The sequence below is a fragment of the Vibrio kanaloae genome, from assembly GCF_024347535.1.
GTDB lineage: Bacteria > Pseudomonadota > Gammaproteobacteria > Enterobacterales > Vibrionaceae > Vibrio > Vibrio kanaloae.
In genome coordinates, this window is sequence record NZ_AP025497.1 from 2,566,931 (window position 1) to 2,583,111 (window position 16,181).

The window sequence follows — 16,181 nt, forward strand, 5'->3', positions numbered from 1 at the left end:
ACTACGCAAGAAATAATGATTATTCGAATCAAGAGTGCGGTACAGGCTAGGTTTTGAAGCCCAAAAACAGAAAAAGCCACCCGAAGGTGGCTTTTTAATGGGATGGGCTGCTACGGCCAGTAAGCAAAAATTACGCTTGTGGACGCATTGCCGGGAACAAGATCACGTCACGGATTGTGTGCGTGTTTGTAAATAGCATTGCTAGACGGTCGATACCGATACCTTGACCCGCTGTTGGCGGTAGACCGTGCTCTAGTGCAGTAATGTAGTCTGCATCGTAGTACATAGCTTCGTCATCACCCGCGTCTTTCGCGTTAACTTGCGCTTTGAAACGTTCGTCTTGATCTTGTGCATCGTTAAGTTCAGAGAAACCGTTCGCTACTTCACGGCCACCGATGAAGAACTCAAAGCGGTCTGTGAAGAATGGGTTGTCATCGCTACGACGTGCTAGAGGAGAGATGTCCGCTGGGTAGCCAGTGATGAACGTTGGTTGAATTAACTGAGGCTCAGCCGTTTCACCAAAGATTTCTTCAAGAAGCTGACCACATGTCCAGAACGTTTCTACGTCTACGTGTACAGATTTAGCGATAGCGACCATCTTCTCACGGTCTTGTAGATCTGCTTCTGTTAGCGCTTGAATCTCAGCGTGCTCAGGGTTGTAGTGTTTGATTGCATCGAACATGCTCATGCGAGCGTAAGTGCCACCGAACTCAACCGTTTCGTCACCGTAAGGCATAGAAGTAGAACCAAGAACATCCATTGCTGCCGTGCTTAACATCTCTTCAGTTAGATCCATTAGATCTTTGTAGTCAGAGTAAGCTTGGTAGAATTCCATCATTGTGAATTCTGGGTTGTGACGTGGAGACAGACCTTCGTTACGGAAGTTGCGGTTGATCTCGAATACGCGGTCAAAACCACCAACGACTAGACGCTTAAGGTAAAGCTCTGGTGCAACACGTAGGTACATGTCGATGTCTAGTGCATTGTGGTGAGTAATAAATGGACGTGCAGTTGCGCCACCCGGGATCACATGCATCATTGGCGTTTCAACTTCTAGGTAGCCTTTAGCACTCATGAAGTTACGGATTGAAGATACAAGCTTAGAACGCACGATGAATGCATTGCGAGAATCTTCGTTCACGATTAGGTCAACGTAACGCTGACGGTAACGCATCTCTTGGTCAGTTAGACCGTGGAACTTCTCTGGTAGAGGGCGAAGTGCTTTAGTCAGCAGCTCAAACTCTTCCATGTTTACGTAAAGGTCGCCTTTACCCGATTTGTGAAGCGCCCCTTTAACACCGATGATGTCACCGATATCTAGGCCTTGGTACTTCTCTTTCAGTACTTTTTGTACGTCTTTCGCTGCGTATGCTTGGATACGACCAGAAGTTTCTTGAATCGCAAGGAATGGACCACGCTTCGCCATAACACGACCAGCGATCGCAACGATGTGGTTAAGCTCTTCTAGCTCTTCCTTAGTCTTCTCACCGAATTCCACTTGAAGATCGCCAGCTAGGTGCTCACGACGGAAATCATTTGGGTGACCATTTGCTTTGCAGTTTTGGCGGATATGATCCAGCTTGCTACGGCGCTCAGCAATGAGTTTATTTTCTTCAGGTGAAGAAGCTTCTTGTACGTTTTCGTTTTGAACAGCATCAGTCATTAGAGATGTACCTTGCTTTTAAAATTTGGACCGCTATATCTTTTGCAAATATAGGCATTTTTACAAATATACTTGGTAAGTTTACAGGCCTGATTTCAGGCTAGCTTCAATAAATTTGTCTAAGTCACCGTCAAGAACCGCTTGAGTATTACGGTTTTCGATGCCGGTGCGTAAATCTTTGATACGAGAATCATCCAGTACGTAAGAGCGGATCTGACTGCCCCAACCGATGTCTGATTTCGTCTCTTCGCTCGCTTGTTTTTCAGCATTTTGTTTTTGAATCTCAAGCTCAAAAAGCTTAGCACGTAGCTGCTTCATCGCTTGATCTTTGTTCTTATGCTGCGAACGGTCATTCTGACACTGAACCACTGTGTTGGTCGGAACGTGAGTAATACGTACCGCCGATTCCGTGGTGTTTACGTGCTGACCACCAGCGCCAGAGGCACGGTATACGTCAATACGTAGGTCAGAAGGATTAATGTCGATCGTAATGTTGTCATCAATCTCAGGATAGATAAACGCAGAGGCAAATGAAGTATGACGACGACCACTTGAATCAAATGGTGACTTACGAACTAGACGGTGAACACCAGTCTCTGTGCGTAACCAACCGTAAGCATACTCACCAGAAATACGTACCGTTGCGCCTTTAAGGCCAGCAACATCACCATCCGACACTTCGATAACTTCAGTCTTGAAGCCTTTCGAATCTGCCCAACGTAAGTACATACGCAACATCATTGAAGTCCAGTCTTGAGCTTCTGTACCGCCCGAGCCTGACTGCAGATCGATGTAGCAATCTGATGCATCGTGATCACCAGAGAACATACGACGGAATTCCAGCTTCTCTAGCTTAGCTTCTAGCTCGGCCAGTTCTGGTTCAATCTCATCGAACGTTTCTTGATCTTCTTCTTCAACCGCAAGCTCTAATAGGCCATCAACATCCTCAACACCTTGGTCAAGTTGGTCGATCGTTTCTACTACCGCTTCCAATGCAGAACGTTCTTTACCTAGCGCTTGAGCACGCTCAGGTTCGTTCCATACATCCGGTTGTTCTAATTCTGCGTTTACTTCTTCTAGACGCTCTTTCTTAGCGTCATAGTCAAAGATACCCCCTCAGGATATTTGTGCGCTCAGACACATCCTGCAGACGGTTTTTTATAGGATTGATTTCAAACATTTTAGCTCATCATTTATGAGTAGAATTTAACCGAAGAATTGTACTCAAAAGTGTGACGGAGATACAGAATTTTTTAGAGCGGTGAACCAAGATTCAATAACTTAATGGGATATAAAATTGACAGGCAGAAAAAACACGTAAAATTTGTAAGGGAAGGAAAGAGAACAAGCCCTGTTTTTGAATAGAGCTTGTTGAATTTGGCGCTATATGATGAGAATTGTTGAGCCTAAAAAGAACTATTTGGCTTCGATATGATCAATCATCAGCTGCAACGATTGGTTGCCACGAAATTCGTTAATATCGAGCTTAAATGCAAGGTGAACGGTTTTCACCGAAGCATCGGGCCAGCGACGTAAATCAACATTGAAAGCAATACCATCGATCATTACGTTGGTTGGGTGGCCTTTGTACAACGGTTCTAACATCAATTTAAGGTGCTTCTCACCCACCAGCTTTTGGTGCAGCACTTTAAACTCGCCATCAAAGATTGGCTCAGGGAACGCTTGTCCCCACGGGCCACCAGCACGCAGTGTTTCAGCGGTGTGCATAGAAAACTCTTCAGGTAACAACTCACCATCAGACAAGATAATACCTTTAAGGGCTGTTTCTCCAAGCTCATTCTTCACGACATCGTTAAACAGCTGACTGAAGCGTTCAAAGTCCTTTTCCATGATGGTTAAGCCAGCCGCCATTGCGTGGCCACCAAACTTAAGAATCAAGCCTGGGTTTTGAGTGTCGATACGGTCCAAAGCATCACGCATGTGCAATCCCGGAATTGAACGACAAGAGCCTTTAATACTCCCTTCGCCGCCATCTGCAAACGCAATCACAGGGCGGTGGTATTTGTCTTTGATACGCGAAGCCAAGATACCAATCACACCTTGGTGCCAATCACGTTGGAACAGGGCTAAACCAGAAGGCAGGTCGTCTTTACCAAATTCAAGGCGCTCACAAAAAGCCATCGCTTCTTGCTTCATACCCTCTTCGATCTCTTTACGGGTTTGGTTCAAGCCATCTAACTCACTCGCCATTCGGCGCGCCGCATGGATGTTGTTGCTCATTAGCAGCTCAACACCAAAAGACATATCATCCAACCGGCCAGCTGCGTTAATACGAGGGCCGAGTGCAAAACCAAAATCAGAGGCGACTAATCGCTTAGCGTCTCGCTTGGCAATTTCGATCAAGGCTTGAATGCCCGGACGAGCTTTACCCGCACGAATACGTTGCAAACCTTGATGGACCAAGATTCGGTTGTTCTCATCGAGTGGCACCACGTCGGCTACGGTGCCTAGCGCCACAAGGTCAATCAACTCCATCAGCTTAGGCTCGGTCATGCCACGCTCTGCAAACCAATTCAGCTTACGCATGTGAACACACAGTGCCATCATCAGGTAAAAAGCGACGCCAACACCCGCTAGGGCTTTCGAAGGAAAAGCACAACTCTCAAGGTTTGGGTTAACCATCGCATCGACCATTGGCAGTTCATTGCCCGGCAAGTGGTGATCGGTAACCAGAACTTCTAGTCCTTTCTCTTTGGCAAAACGCACACCTTCAATCGAAGAGACACCGTTATCGACCGTCATGATCACTTCAGCGCCAAGCTCGATTGCCTGTTCGACAACCTCAGGGCTCAAGCCATAACCATCTTCAAAACGGTTTGGTACCAGATAATCGACGTTAGAGCTGCCCAACATACGAAGAGCAAGCACTGATAACGCAGAACTCGTCGCGCCATCGGCATCAAAGTCACCGACAATGATGATGCGTTTTTGCTGCTGAATAGCGTTGAACAACAGCTCAACCGCAGCATCAATGCCGCCCAGTTTTTGATAAGAGTGCAAGCCTTTCGCTGCTGTCTCTAGTTGGTCGGCACTGTCGATTCCGCGACTCACATAAATGCGCTTTAACAAGTCAGGTAAGTGAGCAGGTAAGACTGAAATGTCGACCTCAGGGCGGCGTTGGATCTCTATCATATAAAAATGGGCCCGATATCAATCAGGCCACTCCTTAAATCAAAAACATGGAAGATAAATTGGCGATACAAAAAACGAGATTATTGCTCTAAACGCTGAAGAAGTTGTGCTGGCGGTAAGTAACCACTCACCAACTCACCGCTTTCTAATACGATAGCTGGCGTACCATTGATACCAAGCTCACGGCCTAGTTGGTATTGTTTCACGATGATCTGCTTTTGCTCTGCTAGATCTTTACCAGATGCAGGCATTTGACGGTTTACTTTAGCGTCATGCATCGCTGTTTTTGGATCATCTGAAGCCCAAATTGCTGCCATTTGATCGGCAACTTGTCCTGTCGCACCTTGGCGTGGGTAAGCCATGTAACGAACAGTGATACCCAGATCGTTGTAGCCCTGAATTTGGCTGTGTAGACGAACACAGTAGCCACACGTAATATCAGTAAACACAGTCACAACGTGCTTTTCGTTATCCGCTTTATATTCGATAACCGTATCCGACATCGCCGCGACTTTTTCAGCATTCAGCGGCGCTTGACGCTCAGCCAAAACATCGCTGAACTTACCGTTGTCATCCAAAGAGTAAAGTGTGCCGGCTAGAAAGTGATCGCCCTCTGGAGAAGAGAAGATAACGCCGCTATTGGTTTGAACTTCTAACAGGCCATCGATATCCGAAGGAACAATCTTATCGACCTTAATACCGATTTTTTCAAAGCGCTTCGTTAACGCAGCAGTATCAATAGCTTGAGCTGAAGCAGCTTCTACGACTGTTGATGTTGGTTCTACTTTCGCTTCTGATGCATTACATGCAGTAATCATAAGAGGAAGCGCTAATAGAGGAAGACGGCGTAATACGCTCATTAAGTTCACCTTAAAAATAAATGGATTTAAGCACGTGGATGATGCTGAGCGTGAATTTGCTTCAGCCTTTCGGTCGCCACGTGAGTATAAATTTGGGTTGTCGATAAGTCACTATGCCCAAGCAACATCTGTACGACCCTGAGATCGGCACCATAGTTCAGTAAATGCGTCGCAAAAGCGTGTCTTAACACGTGCGGTGACAACAAGTCAGTATCGATACCAGCGATAACCGAATAATGCTTAATACGATACCAGAACGTTTGTCGGGTCATTTGCTTAGCACGCTTACTCGGAAAAACGACGTCGGAGCTCTTTTCACCAAGCAGCTGAGAGCGACCTTGTTCAATAAACGTCTCGATCCAATCCACTGCATTTTCGCCCATTGGCACCAAGCGCTCTTTACCGCCCTTACCAATAACACGTACCACGCCTTGTCTTAGGCTGATGTTTTCCATCGTCAAGCTAACAAGTTCCGTCACACGTAAACCAGTGGCATAGAGTAACTCAAGCATGGCTTTATCGCGAAGCTCGATAGGATCGTTCGGATCCGGCGCATCGAGTAAGGCATCCACTTGTTCTTCGCTCAAATCTTTTGGTAAGCGCTGTGGCAGCTTAGGACTGATCAACAAGGCGCTTGGGTCATCCGCTCTGATTTTCTCGCGGTGTAAGTATTGAAACAGGCGACGAATTGCCGACAACATACGTGCACGAGAAGTCTGCTTAAAATCAGCGTCGGCTAACCAGCCTTGATAATCCTGCAACCCTGAAAGGCTAATAAAATCGAGGCGGTAGTTGTTCTTTTCCATCCAGGTCAGTAGTTTGGACAAATCAGTACGATATGAAACAAGCGTATTCTCAGATAACCCTCGCTCCATCCACATAGCATCTAAAAACTGCTCAACGAGACCGTGGTCTGCGCTCTGCCCTTGAGGCGACTGCATAGTGTTACTCACAATGTTGGAAACTGTTTTGAGAGTATGCCAGAGCAAATATGAATGCCATAAAAATTACGACTTGGGCGGATAATCGCTGCAATCGAAGTCGATTTATGGTTAGAATTCGCCATCTGAAATTAAAATCGAACGTTTGCTATGAAAATTGGATTATTTTACGGCTCAACCACCTGCTACACAGAAATGGCAGCAGAAAAGATTCGCGGCATTATTGGTGAAGACCTAGTTGATATCCATAACGTGAAAGAAAGCCCACTTTCATTGATGGCTGACTACGACCTTCTGCTGCTCGGTATTTCAACGTGGGACTTCGGTGAAATTCAAGAAGATTGGAATGAACTGTGGGACGACATAGCAACAACGCCAGTTAAAGGCAAAGTTGTGGCACTGTTTGGTTTGGGTGACCAAGAAGGTTACGGCGAATGGTTCTTAGATGCGATGGGGCTCTTGCATGACGAACTGAAAACCGCCGGTGCAGAGTTTGTTGGCTTCTGGCCAAACGATAACAGCTACGAATTCGAAGCGTCTAAAGCGTTAACGGAAGACCAATCACAATTCGTAGGCTTAGCTCTCGATGAAGATTCACAGTACGAACTGAGCGACGAACGTATCGCAACTTGGGTAGAACAAGTTCTGGTTGAGTACAGCGAAAAGCTATAAGCACACATACGCTCTCAAACACCTGCTCATGTAAGATGAAGCAGAATACAAAAAGGCCTCATTACTGCGAAGTAATGAGGCCTTTTCTATGTCATGTCGATAATCTCAACGGAAAGATTAAACCGTTTCTTCTGCCATTTCTTGTTCTGTTGACTTGCCAACGAAGAACATACAGATGATTGCCGCTGTCGTTGGTAGCAACCAACCCATACCGATATCGAACAATGGCATTATGTCTAGTGCTGATACATCGATACCCGCAACCTTAGCACCATCGATAAGAGCGAACAGCAGTGACACTAATACCACTACGCGGTAAGCCACTTTTGGGTTAGGGAAGCGACTACGCAGGAACGTCAGCGCTACCAAGGCAATGGCTACTGGGTAAAGTGCAAATAGCACAGGTACCGATAGGGAAATCAGTTGAGAAAGACCCACATTCGCTACCGTTGCACAAGCCACACCATTAATGATCACCCAAGTCTTATAAGGCAGAGGCGTTAGCGAGCTGAAGTAATCAGAACATGCTGATACAAGACCAATCGCTGTTGTTAGACACGCCAATAGTACGATCACAGAAAGCACTAGCTGACCAGAAGGACCAAACAACGATTGAACATAAAGGCTTAAGATAGCGCCGCCATTGTCTACACCCGCAGCGACTGTTGCACTTGTGGCACCCAAGAAAAACAAAGAGATATAAACAAAGGCTAGGCCAGCAGCCGCGATGCAACCTGCGCTAATTAAATACTTAGTTGTTGCCGTACGATCAGTAATACCTTTGCTACGAATAGCCTCAACAATCAACATACCAAACATCAAAGAAGCAAAAGTATCCATGGTGTTGTAGCCTTCAAGGAACCCTTTGGTTAGTGGCTGCGTAATGTACTCACCATGAGCAGCAAGAATATCACCCTGAGGGTTAACAAACACAGCAACGGCTAGTATAACCAAACCAACGAATAACGCTGGTGTTAGTACCTTGCCAATCACGTCAATTAGCTTCCCTTGCGACCATGAGAAGAAGATCGTAACGACAAAAAATGCAATAGAAAAGAGAGTAAGGTGAGCTTGAGATGCATCGATGAAGAACGGTTTCACCGCCATCTCATAGGCAACAAGGCCGGTACGAGGTGCAGCAAATGCTGGGCCAATAATAATAAAGATCAGCACAGCCATGATAGTCGCAGCTTGCTTAGGAAGATCTTTTGTTAAGTGCCCCCAAGAACCACCCGCCACTGCAACAGCAACGATAGTGATTAACGGCAGACCAACGGCAGTCAGCAGAAAACCAGACATCGCTGGAAGGAAGTGATCACCGGCTAATTGGCCAGCTAGAGGTGGGAAGATGATGTTACCCGCACCCAAGAAAAACGCAAAAAGCATAAAGCCCAATGCTAATACATCTGTTAGTTTAAGACTCTGTTTCACAGATAATCCTTAATTATATTTATGAATTTGTGTTGTGCTTACATGAATGTTACAGCCTGAGGCTGTCAATCAATCTATAAAATAGTCGCGCATAATGACGAAACACTTGGCTAGCTGCAAGTCACCATAAAAAAACACCATATAAATTTGCATATTCAAACAAAAAGCAGTGGATTCCACTGGATATAGAAAAATAGACATAATTATAAACTAACCATAAATTTTAACAACATTCAATCATACAGAACATTTACTTATACAATTGACTAACATCAGAGCCAATCACTTAAAATATATCGATAGCCAGAACATTCATGAAAGATAAAATAGTAGAAACCAAAAGCTTCAATTTTAAACAATTCTCTATTTACGGTGGACAAAGCGGTATGCCTGTCAGCACCGATGGCGTATTACTCGGAGCATGGGTTAACCTTGCGAAAAAAACATCCGTACTCGATATAGGGACAGGGACAGGGTTATTGGCTTTAATGGTTGCACAACGTTTCCCAGAGGCCTCAATCTCAGCCATTGATATTGATCAGCACGCGATCCATGCCGCGGCCATCAATATTGAACAGTCGCCTTGGCAAGATCGTATTTGCCTTCATCACGGCAGTATTTTAACGACAGATTTTCCGCAACAGTTCGATGCCATCATATGTAACCCACCCTACTTCAACTCTGGAGCACAGGCACAACAAAGCCAAAGGGCCACGGCTAGACACAGTGACAGCTTGGATCATCTTCAACTGGCCAATCGTTGTTTCGATATAACGACAGAGTCAGCAACCGCCAGCTTTATCCTGCCAACACCAGAAGGGGAAGGCTTCATCAAACTTGCCCAACAATGTGGCTGGCACTTAGCAAAACGTCTTGATGTGAAAACAACAGACAAAAAAACTGCGAGCCGAATCTTGTTTGAGTTATCTAAAGATCCTGTTTGCGAGCAAGATTTGCAGCGTGAATCGCTGACAATTCATCATCAAGGTGGTTATAGCGCCGCATTTATTGCACTTACTAAAGATTTTTATCTCAAGATGTAGCAAATACCATGTGATCCTAATCACTAATGCTTCTATAATGTCCGACTACTCTTTTTTATCGTCTGCTTTTTGAGGCAGAAACATTTATTGCTTGTGGAGAAACAACAGTGATCAGAACCTTTGCAGAACTCGATCTAAACCAAGAGCTGCTAAAAGCAATTGACGAAATGGGCTACGAACGCCCAACACAGATACAAGCTGAAGCGATCCCACAAGCGTTAGATGGAAAAGACGTTTTGGCTTCTGCGCCAACAGGCACTGGTAAAACAGCATCATTTGTTCTGCCTGCGCTACAGTACTTACAGGATTTCCCTCGTAAAAAAGCGGGTCCTGCCCGTATGCTTATCCTGACACCAACTCGTGAACTGGCAATGCAAATCACTGAGCAAGCTCGTGAGCTAGCAAAGTATACGGCACTAAACATCTTCACCATCACCGGTGGTGTAATGTACCAAGAGCACGCTGATATCCTTGGCACAACGCAAGACATCGTAGTTGCAACTCCAGGTCGCCTGATGGAATACATCGAAGCAGAGCGCTTTGACTGTCGTGCTATCGAATGGCTAATCTTAGATGAAGCCGATCGCATGTTAGATATGGGCTTTGGTCCTGTTGTTGACCGTCTGTCTGCAGAGTGTCGCTGGCGTAAACAAACTTTACTTTTCTCAGCAACACTAGAAGGTAAAGGTGTTGAAGGCTTCACTGAAGATCTACTGAAGAACCCAGCGGAGATCGATGCGAAATCATCACTTCGTGAGCGCAAGAAGATCACTCAGTGGTATCACCGTGCTGACACAGCAGAACACAAACTTGAATTGCTAAAACACATCATTACCAAGGAAGCTGAACGCAGCATCGTGTTCTTGAAGACGCGTGATCGCCTAGGTGATCTACGAGCTCAACTTGAAAGTGCGCAAATCCCATGTGCATGGATCCAAGGCGAAATGCCTCAAGACCGTCGTAACAATGCGATTGCTCGTTTCCGTGACGGTTCTGTCAACGTACTGCTAGCGACTGACGTTGCTGCTCGTGGTATCGACCTTCCCGACGTAAGCCACGTAATCAATTACGATATGCCTCGCACGGCTGACGTCTACCTTCACCGTATTGGCCGTACCGCTCGTGCTGGTAAGAAAGGCAACGCGGTTTCTATCATCGAAGCGCACGATCAACTGATGATTGAACGTGTGGCTCGTTACACTGACGAAGCAATCAAGGAACGCTTTGTTGAAGGCATGCGTCCAACACATAAGAAAGCAGCCGTAACGAAGAAAAAGAAACCAAAGAAAGAAGATAAGAAAGCGGTAGAGAAACAGAAGATCGCGAAGAAGAAGAAAATCGCTAAGAAAAAGAAAGCGGTAAAAAACAAGTAATCTGAGCATTTGTTAACTTCTAAATGATTCAACAAAAAGCCCTATGCAGTTCGCTGCATGGGGCTTTTCTCTATCTGGATGGTATCTCGCCGTACAGCGTGACTGCCTTTAATCAATAACGTCTAGTTTTGCTCTTCACGCTTAAATACAAGCTCTTTCGCGTTCGACTCTTCTTCAACGAAATAGTAACCCGCGGTATCGAACTTGGTCAGCGCTTCGACTGAGTCCACTTTGTTTTCGATAATGTAGCGAGCCATCATGCCACGTGCTTTCTTTGCGTAAAAACTGATGACCTTGTATTGGCCGTTCTTGCAGTCTTTGAATACCGGTGTAATCACTTGGCCATCTAGGTTCTTCGGCTTCACGGCTTTAAAGTATTCATTCGACGCTAGGTTGATCAACACATTGTCGCCTTGAGCATTCAGCGCCTCATTCAGCTTGTCTGTGATGATATTTCCCCAGAACTGGTACAAGTTAGTACCACGAGCATTCGCTAAGCGTGTCCCCATCTCTAGGCGGTATGGCTGCATCAAATCGAGCGGCTTAAGCAAGCCATATAACCCAGAAAGCATGCGCAGGTGGTTTTGTGCGTAGTCAAAATCTTCATCCGATAGCGTTTCAGCGTCTAGGCCAGTGTATACATCACCCTTAAAGGCTAGGATTGCTTGGCGTGCGTTATCTTGGGTAAAGGTCTCACTCCACTGCTCAAAACGCGCTACGTTCAACCCTGCGATTTTATCGCTGACTTTCATCAATGCTGAAATATCTGCTGGCGTCAGCTTACGGCACTCTTCAATCAACTCGGCAGAGTGTTCAACAAACTCTGGCTGGCTGAAGCGCTCCGTCGCTAATGGTGATTCGTAATCAAGTGTTTTGGCTGGAGAAACGACAACTAACATAACTTTACCCTAATCGGTTATCTAACTGGATGCTGCTAGAGTATAGAAAAAACATCAACTTGTCTTTATGACTCTTCCTATTACTTCGATAGAGAGAATTAGCTTTGATAGACAAAATGAGACAAATGGCAGATAAAGAAAAAGGCTAAGGTCGAAACCTTAGCCTTTCTAATCATTTTAGGGTGAGCGGTTTAGTGCCCCAACAATATTATTTCTTGTTGTTATCCCAAATACCGTCTTCCAGTTGAGATTTAAGCTCAGGGAAATCATTCGAATCGAATGTCGGTACTTTACCCGCGTCGAGTTGGCGGTTGTAGTCTTTCGCTAGCTTAATCACGATGCCTGACAACAGGATAATCGCCACCAAGTTAACAATCGCCATTAGGCCCATCGATACGTCAGCCAGTGCCCATACCGTTGGCAGTGTCGCGAGAGAACCGAACATAACCATACCTAATACAACAATACGGAACAGCACTAGGCCTTTCTTGTTGTTGTGCTCTAGGAAGATAAGGTTCGTTTCAGCGTACGAGTAGTTTGCAATGATTGAAGTGAAAGCGAAGAAGAAAATCGCTACCGCCACAAAGACACCGCCCCATTCGCCAACTTGCGCCGTTAGTGCACGTTGCGTTAGCTCGATACCCGTAACTTCACCGTGTGGTACATACTCACCAGACATTAAGATAATTGATACGGTTGCGGAACAAATAACAATAGTATCCATAAACACACCTAGCATTTGCACATAACCTTGTGATGCAGGGTGCGGTGGGTAAGGCGTAGCAGAAGCTGCTGCGTTTGGCGCAGAACCCATACCGGCTTCGTTCGAAAACAAACCACGTTTGATGCCGTTAATCATTGCTTGTGCGATTGCGTAACCTAGGCCACCCGCCGCAGCTTCTTGCAGACCGAATGCACTCTTGAAGATAAGAGCCAGTACTTCAGGCAGTTTCTCGATGTTCGCGAACATCACGTACATTGCGATCAATAGGTAAGCCAATGCCATGATTGGAACAATGATTTCTGCAGTACGCGCAATCTTACGGATACCACCGAAGATAACGAATGCCGAGATAATTACGATACCAACACCAACGTAACTACGCTCAAGGTCGAATGCCGTGTTCATTGCGCTTGCAATCGCGTTTGCTTGAACCGCGTTGAATACAAGACCAAATGCAATGATTAGGAAGATAGAGAATAGAACCCCCATCCAACGCATGCCTAGGCCTTTCTCCATGTAGTATGCAGGTCCGCCGCGGTAGTTACCGTCGTTATCACGCGTTTTGTATAGCTGTGCAAGTGTACTTTCCGCAAACGATGTTGCCATACCTAGCATTGCGATTAGCCACATCCAGAAGATAGCACCAGGGCCACCAGCGGTGAGCGCTACAGCAACACCCGCCATATTACCCGTACCAACACGAGCAGCGAGACTAGTACAAAGAGCTTGGAAAGAAGAGATACCAGCACTGTCTGCTTTACGGCTGTTTCTTAGTACAGAGAACATGTGGCCGAAATGGCGGAATTGAATGAAGCCTAGTCGTATCGTGAAGTAGATCCCCACACCAACCAGTAAGTAAACTAAGATAGATCCCCAAAGGAGATCGTTCATCAAATTGATTAAGTCTGTCACGTGAACCTCGTAATTGAGTTTAAGCACTGATCTTGCTTCCGAGCCTTCCTCTAGATCACCTATGCCAGTGTCAATAGTTGTGTCGGCATTAGTTTTTGATTTATTTGCTGCGATCTAGATTGTAAATGTCGCTTCATGCATCCATTTTACGTATCAGTGTATTTTTTGACGGGCGGATAATGCAGCGAGACGGGCTAAAAATCAATATGAAATTAAACCCATACAAGAATGACATTTCACTAATAATACACCTTTCGTTAACACAAACCTCAACAATTTCGCCAAACAAAAGTCACATTATCGGGACATAATATCAACAAAAACCACAGCTCAATCAAAACGAGAACAGCATCCTATAAAAATGCGCGAGCCTAGGTTTTACAAGGTATAGTGAAGATCTGCGTTTTTTTCTCGGGCAACGAGATACCCATCCTACACAATACTGTACGCAGCTGAATGCATTGTGGTTAGAGTGTTATTCCTTTCGCACAATGAATTAACATTCCTCCCCCCTTAATTTAATCGTTTACCTAAGTTTGTTTGCTTGTTTTTTGTACAAAAAAGTCACCACAATGTGTGAGCATACATAAAAAATCAAAACAAAATCTTCATATACTTGAAACAAATGAGAAATAAATCAAGGTTATTGTAAGCCTAAATATGATATTCAATGGTTCGTAGGAACCAGTCCCACGGAAGGAGATATGACTTATGGATAGCTTTCACTTCGATGATGTATCAGAACTAGAAATGCGTCGAGCAACTCAAAAAACACGCTCTAAACCGCTCAAGCGTAAATGGCGCGAAATTGAAGAAATAAATGACAGACGTCGACTCCAAAAAGAACTAATGGATATGAATTTAGGACTCGATTTTAGCCTTGACGATATAAAGCTTTAGCCAGTACAAAAAGCTTTGAGCAGTACAAGTGGATAGCACAATAGGCATCTTAACGGTGCCTTTTTATTGTTTAGAGCAGCGCCTTTTTTAATAGCGCTGCTTTTTTATAGCAAACTCAGCAATCAAATATTAGGGCTCGCTTGCGCTATAAGCACTCTTGCTCATTTTGACGAACTCGGTCAGCTAACTGGCGATATTGATCTGCAATCGTATCACCGAATACAGGGTCATTTTCAGGTTGAGACCATTGTGATTCCACCTCTTGCCAGTCTTTCACCGTAAATAGTGTGATGATCATGGGCAAAACGTATTTCTCTTCATACTCCATATGCTTACGTTGGGTATGAACAAACTCCTCAAGCTGTTCAATAAAGACTTCTTGAGGTACGACGGCATCTTGAAGAATCATATCCACCACACCTAAAAAGTCAGCGGTTTTCTCGGCAAGCAATTGATGTTCTAGTTCAAGATCTTCAATGGCTTGATCATTACCATACTTATTGAGGTAATAACGATAGATGATATCTTCTTTAGGGTGATGCACCTTATCAGAATGATTCATCAAATAATGAACCACTTCAGCGATAAGGCTGTAGTTGATTTCACGCTCTTGCTTGAGTAACTCAAGTTTATTTTTGAGAATCGCGAGCAAGCGAGCCATATAGCCATGCTCCCGTCTTATCCTTTCAATCATCATAATATCGACTCCATTACACCTACTATTTCTCAGTGTATACGAAGATGCCAATTTATGGTTTGACTCTGCTCGAAAAATAATCAATCTATACTTCAGTAGGTAATCGCCAATCGATAGGGTTTTGATCAATCGAGCAAAGTATCTTATTAGTCATTGAAAAATGCTTACAGCCAAAGAAGCCGCGGCGTGCTGATAATGGGGATGGATGCGGAGCTGTCAATACATGATGCCTTTCCGAATCAATAGCTTGGCCTTTCTTCTGGGCATGCGCGCCCCACAGTAAGAAGATGATTGGCTCAGAACGCTGGTTCAGCTCAGTAATGATGGCACCGGTAAACGTTTCCCAACCGCACTTAGCATGTGAGTGTGCTTTTGCCTCTTCTACGGTAAGGACTGTGTTCAGCATCAACACCCCTTGCGATGCCCAAGAATCGAGATAACCATGATTAGGGATCTCAAATCCCTCTATATCTTGTGCAAGCTCTTTGTAAATATTGCGCAGAGAAGGAGGAATTTTCACACCAGGAAGCACTGAGAATGCTAAGCCATGAGCTTGGTTGGCACCGTGGTAAGGGTCTTGACCTAAAATAACCACTCGCACGGACTCGAAAGGCGTCATATCAAAAGCATTGAATACCTGCTCTTGTGGCGGGTAGATGGTTTTCCCACTATTACGTTGCTGCTCAACAAACGCGAGGACACTCTGAAAGTACTCTTTGTCACGTTCATCATTAATAATGGATTCCCAAGTCTTTGGTGCGCTCATCGTTTACTTCCCAATCATCAAGGTTTCTAGGGGCTTTCGCCAGACAAAAAAATAGCTGTATCGGCTAACTGTCCTAAATAAGGCTCTAGTTATACCTCATACAGCTATCAATAAACATGATGTGTAGGGTTCACTTGTTGATGAATC

Annotated in this window: 14 protein-coding genes; 4 read left to right on the forward strand and 10 right to left on the reverse strand. The window is 45.0% G+C overall.

The window, feature by feature from the left end:
* Nucleotides 1-130 precede the first annotated feature (130 nt).
* From lysS to xerD, 5 genes are all read right to left on the reverse strand, one after another.
* Nucleotides 131-1,663, reverse strand: a complete 1,533-nt coding sequence (lysS, locus tag OCV24_RS11635; protein WP_017056113.1) for a lysine--tRNA ligase — start codon at nt 1,661-1,663, stop codon at nt 131-133.
* A gap of 81 nt (nt 1,664-1,744) precedes the next feature.
* Nucleotides 1,745-2,843 (reverse strand): peptide chain release factor 2 gene (gene prfB, locus OCV24_RS11640; RefSeq protein ID WP_100208942.1). Its coding sequence is split into 2 segments (ribosomal slippage): nt 1,745-2,767 and nt 2,769-2,843, totalling 1,098 coding nucleotides; the frame shifts between segments, so codons are not numbered across the junction.
* 236 nt (nt 2,844-3,079) lie between these two features.
* Nucleotides 3,080-4,816 carry a single-stranded-DNA-specific exonuclease RecJ gene (recJ, locus tag OCV24_RS11645; RefSeq protein WP_046223906.1) on the reverse strand — a complete coding sequence of 579 codons (1,737 nt, stop codon included), beginning with the start codon at nt 4,814-4,816 and terminating at the stop codon, nt 3,080-3,082.
* An 80-nt stretch (nt 4,817-4,896) separates the two neighbouring features.
* Nucleotides 4,897-5,676: a thioredoxin fold domain-containing protein gene (locus OCV24_RS11650; RefSeq protein ID WP_150878625.1), complete on the reverse strand. Its 780-nt coding sequence runs from the start codon at nt 5,674-5,676 to the stop codon at nt 4,897-4,899.
* Between the two features lie 26 nt (nt 5,677-5,702).
* Complete coding sequence (gene xerD / locus OCV24_RS11655; protein WP_150878627.1) at nt 5,703-6,617, reverse strand: site-specific tyrosine recombinase XerD; 915 nt, start codon at nt 6,615-6,617, stop codon at nt 5,703-5,705.
* A 150-nt stretch (nt 6,618-6,767) separates the two neighbouring features.
* Between xerD and fldB the strand changes: the two genes are divergently transcribed.
* Nucleotides 6,768-7,289, forward strand: coding sequence for a flavodoxin FldB (gene fldB, locus OCV24_RS11660; protein ID WP_046223903.1), 522 nt, complete (start codon nt 6,768-6,770; stop codon nt 7,287-7,289).
* A 117-nt stretch (nt 7,290-7,406) separates the two neighbouring features.
* Here fldB and brnQ read toward each other — a convergent pair whose 3' ends face one another.
* Nucleotides 7,407-8,720: a branched-chain amino acid transport system II carrier protein gene (gene brnQ, locus OCV24_RS11665; protein ID WP_017056108.1), complete on the reverse strand. Its 1,314-nt coding sequence runs from the start codon at nt 8,718-8,720 to the stop codon at nt 7,407-7,409.
* Nucleotides 8,721-9,034: 314 nt separating this feature from the next.
* On the opposite strand from brnQ, the gene OCV24_RS11670 reads away from it, so the two are divergent.
* Entirely contained in the window at nt 9,035-9,763 is a 729-nt protein-coding gene (locus tag OCV24_RS11670; RefSeq protein WP_046223902.1) for a tRNA1(Val) (adenine(37)-N6)-methyltransferase, read from the forward strand.
* Between the two features lie 107 nt (nt 9,764-9,870).
* On the forward strand, nt 9,871-11,136 hold the full coding sequence (gene srmB / locus OCV24_RS11675; RefSeq protein ID WP_017056106.1) for an ATP-dependent RNA helicase SrmB: 1,266 nt from the start codon (nt 9,871-9,873) through the stop codon (nt 11,134-11,136).
* A 122-nt stretch (nt 11,137-11,258) separates the two neighbouring features.
* Here the strand turns inward: srmB and yaaA are convergent, their stop codons facing one another.
* Complete coding sequence (gene yaaA, locus OCV24_RS11680; protein ID WP_102507244.1) at nt 11,259-12,035, reverse strand: peroxide stress protein YaaA; 777 nt, start codon at nt 12,033-12,035, stop codon at nt 11,259-11,261.
* A gap of 208 nt (nt 12,036-12,243) precedes the next feature.
* On the reverse strand, nt 12,244-13,671 hold the full coding sequence (locus tag OCV24_RS11685) for an alanine/glycine:cation symporter family protein (RefSeq protein WP_032547896.1): 1,428 nt from the start codon (nt 13,669-13,671) through the stop codon (nt 12,244-12,246).
* A gap of 711 nt (nt 13,672-14,382) precedes the next feature.
* Here OCV24_RS11685 and OCV24_RS11690 point away from each other — a divergent pair.
* On the forward strand, nt 14,383-14,571 hold the full coding sequence (locus OCV24_RS11690) for a DUF3545 family protein (RefSeq protein WP_017056103.1): 189 nt from the start codon (nt 14,383-14,385) through the stop codon (nt 14,569-14,571).
* A 145-nt stretch (nt 14,572-14,716) separates the two neighbouring features.
* On the opposite strand, the gene OCV24_RS11695 is transcribed toward OCV24_RS11690, so the two are convergent.
* Nucleotides 14,717-15,268: a hemerythrin domain-containing protein gene (locus OCV24_RS11695; RefSeq protein WP_029626949.1), complete on the reverse strand. Its 552-nt coding sequence runs from the start codon at nt 15,266-15,268 to the stop codon at nt 14,717-14,719.
* An 85-nt stretch (nt 15,269-15,353) separates the two neighbouring features.
* Nucleotides 15,354-16,034: a uracil-DNA glycosylase gene (gene ung, locus OCV24_RS11700; protein ID WP_017056101.1), complete on the reverse strand. Its 681-nt coding sequence runs from the start codon at nt 16,032-16,034 to the stop codon at nt 15,354-15,356.
* Nucleotides 16,035-16,181: the final 147 nt, after the last annotated feature.

Bases quoted from the DNA above. Each gene is read 5' to 3' on its own strand.
- lysS (WP_017056113.1), bottom strand. From the start codon at position 1,663: ATGACTGATGCTGTTCAAAACGAAAACGTACAAGAAGCTTCTTCACCT.
- recJ (WP_046223906.1), bottom strand. From the start codon at position 4,816: ATGATAGAGATCCAACGCCGCCCTGAGGTCGACATTTCAGTCTTACCT.
- OCV24_RS11650 (WP_150878625.1), bottom strand. From the start codon at position 5,676: ATGAGCGTATTACGCCGTCTTCCTCTATTAGCGCTTCCTCTTATGATT.
- xerD (WP_150878627.1), bottom strand. From the start codon at position 6,617: ATGCAGTCGCCTCAAGGGCAGAGCGCAGACCACGGTCTCGTTGAGCAG.
- fldB (WP_046223903.1), top strand. From the start codon at position 6,768: ATGAAAATTGGATTATTTTACGGCTCAACCACCTGCTACACAGAAATG.
- OCV24_RS11670 (WP_046223902.1), top strand. From the start codon at position 9,035: ATGAAAGATAAAATAGTAGAAACCAAAAGCTTCAATTTTAAACAATTC.
- yaaA (WP_102507244.1), bottom strand. From the start codon at position 12,035: ATGTTAGTTGTCGTTTCTCCAGCCAAAACACTTGATTACGAATCACCA.
- OCV24_RS11690 (WP_017056103.1), top strand. From the start codon at position 14,383: ATGGATAGCTTTCACTTCGATGATGTATCAGAACTAGAAATGCGTCGA.
- OCV24_RS11695 (WP_029626949.1), bottom strand. From the start codon at position 15,268: ATGATGATTGAAAGGATAAGACGGGAGCATGGCTATATGGCTCGCTTG.
- ung (WP_017056101.1), bottom strand. From the start codon at position 16,034: ATGAGCGCACCAAAGACTTGGGAATCCATTATTAATGATGAACGTGAC.